Origin of the sequence: Crocinitomix catalasitica ATCC 23190, assembly GCF_000621625.1 — a bacterium.
GTDB lineage: Bacteria > Bacteroidota > Bacteroidia > Flavobacteriales_D > Crocinitomicaceae > Crocinitomix > Crocinitomix catalasitica.
This window is the reverse complement of the sequence record NZ_JHXV01000055.1, coordinates 1-3,983: the sequence shown is the minus strand read 5'-3', so window position 1 is coordinate 3,983 and position 3,983 is coordinate 1. Positions and strand designations below refer to the sequence as shown.

Sequence of the window (3,983 nt, the reverse complement as noted above, 5' to 3'; positions counted from 1 at the left end):
GCAACAGCAACAGTTGGTGGTGGAACAGAAGCTTATTCTTATGTATGGAGCAACGGTGAAACTACAGCTGCAATTTCTGGCTTAACTGCAGGAATCTATTCAGTAGTAGTAACTGATGCGAATGGATGTGAAATCACTGATGAAGTTGAAGTAACTGAGCCAGATGCATTAACTATCGAAATGACAGCTACAGAATTAGCTTGTTATGGTGATGATAATGGAATGGCAACAGCAACAGTTGGTGGTGGAACATTAGATTATACTTATTCATGGAGCAATGGTGAAACTACAGCTACAATTTCTGACTTAATTGCAGGAATGTATACAGTAATAGTAACTGATGCAAACGGATGTATGATTACTGATTCTATTGAAGTTGTTCAACCAACTGAATTAGAATTGACGATAAACTCAACGAATGTTCTATGTTTTGAAGAATCAAATGGTACTGCTGACGCTTCGGTTTCAGGTGGAACAGAAGATTATTCTTACTTATGGAGCAACGGAGCAACTACAGCTGTAATCGAAGATTTAGCTGCGGGTGTATATACAATTGTTGTAACAGACGAAAACGGATGTGAGATTGTTGATTCAGTAGAAATTACTGAGCCAGGTCACTTACACGTTTATGCTACAGCAACTGGAATTTTATGTTATGGTGATGAAACAGGAACAGCAACAGCAACAGTTGGTGGTGGAACAGAAGATTATACTTACTCTTGGACTCAAGGTGGTGTAGTTGTATCTACAGAAAACCCAGCGATAGGTCTTGCTGCAGGTTCGGTTATTATTACTGTAACTGATGCAAATGGATGTACTGCAATTGCAACTACAACTGTTGAAGGTCCAGAAGCGCCATTATCTGTTGAGATGTCAAATGACAATCTTGCTTGTTATGGTGATGATGATGCAACAGCTTCAGCTAGCGTTGAAGGTGGAACTGCACCATACACTTATTTATGGAGCAATGGTGAAACTACAATGACAATTACTGACTTAGCTGTTGGTATTTATACTGTAGTAGTAACTGATGCAAATGATTGTGAAATTACTGGTTCAGTAGAAGTTGAAGGGCCAGAGGCTTTAACACTTGAATTGACATCAGAAAACATCACATGTAATGGATATGAAGATGGATCAGCAACTGCAATAGTAGGTGGTGGAACATTGGATTATTCTTACTTATGGAGCAATGGTGAAACTACAGCTACAATTTCAGGCTTAACTGCAGGAATGTATTCAGTAACAATTACTGATGCAAATGGTTGTACAATCACTGAGTCTGTTGAAATCACAGAGCCAGAAGTTTTAGCTATCGATTTAGTATCAACATTTGATGCTACTTGTGGTGGTGAAGGACATGATGGGTCTGCTGAAGTAACTGTAACAGGTGGAACAGCACCTTATTCTTATTTATGGAGCAATGGAGCTACTACAGCTTCTGTTACAGATTTAGATTTTGGTACTTATTCAGTTGATGTAACAGATGCTAACGGATGTATGGTATCTGAAGGAACAGTAATTATTGGAAGACCAGTTTGTTGTGATGTAACTGATCCAGGCTTAATCGCTGAAGATCAAGAATCATGTGGACCATTCGATCCAGCAATGCTGACAAGTGTAACACCTGCTTCAGGTGGTATCGGTCCAGTTGAATATTTATGGATTCAAAGTAATGTATTAGTACCAGTTGTACCAGGTGAGCCTTATTGGACTCCTGCACTAGGAGCAAATACTGATGCAACTTATGATCCAGGAATGTTGACAGAGACAACTTATTTCCTAAGATGTACAAGAAACGAAGGATGTCCAGCATTCTCTTCTGAGTCTAATGTTGTAATCATTACAATTCACCCAGAGCCAGTATTAGCTACAACAGTTGTAGATGTACTTTGTTATGGTGATGCTAATGGAACAATTACAGCAACAGTAACAGAAGGAACAGCACCATTTACTTATTTATGGAGTGACGGTCAAACAACTGCAACTGCAACAGATTTAGCACCGGGTGAATACTCAGTGACTGTAACTGACGCTAATGGATGTTCTGATATCGCTTATGCTGAAGTAATGGAGCCTTCTCCATTAACAATTGAAATGTCTGCTACAGATGTTGATTGTTATGGAAATGCAACTGGAACAGCAACTACTTATGTAGGTGGTGGAACAGGAGCTTATACTTATGTATGGAGCAACGGTGAAACTACTATGTCAATTGAAGGCTTAATTGCTGGAATGTATACAGTAGAAGTAACTGATGTAAATGGATGTATGATCACTGATTCAGTAGAAGTAACTGAGCCAGATGCATTAACAATTGAAATGACTGCAACTGCAGTTGATTGTTATGGTAACGCAACTGGATCTGCTACAACAACTGTTGGAGGTGGAACTGCACCATATACTTATTTATGGAGTAACGGTGGAACTACAGCTACAATTTCTGACTTAACTGCAGGAATGTACACAGTAGTTGCAACAGATGAAAATGGATGTGAAATTACTGATTCAGTAGAAGTAACTGAGCCAGATGCATTAACGATTGAAATGGCTGCAACAGCTGTTGATTGTTACGGAAATGCAACAGGTTCTGCAACTGCTACAATTGGTGGTGGAACAGAAGCTTATTCTTATGTATGGAGCAATGGTGGAACTACAGCTACAATTTCTGACTTAATTGCAGGAATGTATACAGTAGTTGTAACTGACGCTAACGGATGTGAAATCACTGATTCAGTTGAAGTAACAGAGCCAGATGCATTAACTATCGAAATTACAGCTACAGAATTAGCTTGTTACGGAGATGACAATGCATCAGCAACTGCAACAGTAGGTGGTGGAACTGCACCATTTGATTATTTATGGAGCAATGGTGAAACTACAGCAACAATTTCTGGCTTAACTGCAGGAATTTATTCAGTAGTAGTAACTGACGCGAATGGATGTGAAATCACTGATGAAGTTGAAATAACAGAACCAGATGCATTAACTATCGAAATGACAGCTACAGAATTAGCTTGTTATGGCGATGATAATGGAATGGCAACTGCAACAGTTGGTGGTGGAACATTAGATTATACTTATTCATGGAGCAATGGTGAAACTACAGCTACAATTTCTGACTTAACTGCAGGAATGTATACAGTAGTAGTAACTGATGCAAATGGATGTATGATTACTGATTCTATAGAAGTTGTTCAACCAACTGAATTAGAATTAGATTTCGAAACAACAATGGTTCTTTGTAACCTTGGTGCTGATGGATCAGCTACAGTATCTGTAACAGGTGGAACACCAGAATATTCTTATTTATGGAATACTGGAGCTACAACTGCTACTATTTCTGACTTAACTGCAGGAATCTATACTGTAACTATTACAGATGCAAATGGTTGTGAGATTGTTGATTCAGTTGAAATTACTGAGCCAGGTCACTTACACGTGTTCGCAATGAAAACTGATGTGATTTGTTATGGTACAGCAACTGGAACGGGAACTGCATATGCAGGTGGCGGAACACCAGATTACACTTACGAGTGGAAACAAGGTGGTGTAGTCGTATCTACGGAGAATCCAGCGACTAATTTAGTTGCAGGTGGAGCTATCGTGAAAGTTACTGACGCTAATGGATGTACTGCAATTGCTAGTATCTATATTAATGGACCAGAAGCGTTTGAATTATCAATCAACTCTATTAACAATAACTGTTATGGTGATGAAGATGGTGAAGCAGCTGTTAGTGTAACAGGTGGTGAACCAGGATATACTTACTTATGGAGCAACGGTGAAACTACAGAAACAATTACTGGCTTAGCTGCTGGTACTTATTCAGTAGTAGTAACTGATAATGAAGGTTGTACTATTGAAGGTGAAGTAGTTATTACTGAGCCAGAAATGTTAACAATCGAAATGACTTCTACTAATGTAAGTTGTTATGATGGTGACAATGGATCAGCTACAGCAACTGTAGGTGGTGGAACTGC

Annotated in this window: 1 protein-coding gene; it reads left to right on the top strand. The window is 39.0% G+C overall.

Features of this window, described 5'->3' with window-relative positions; genetic code table 11:
* On the top strand, nt 1–3,983 hold a 3,983-nt coding region (locus T367_RS23045; protein WP_035845706.1), incomplete at both ends, for a SprB repeat-containing protein.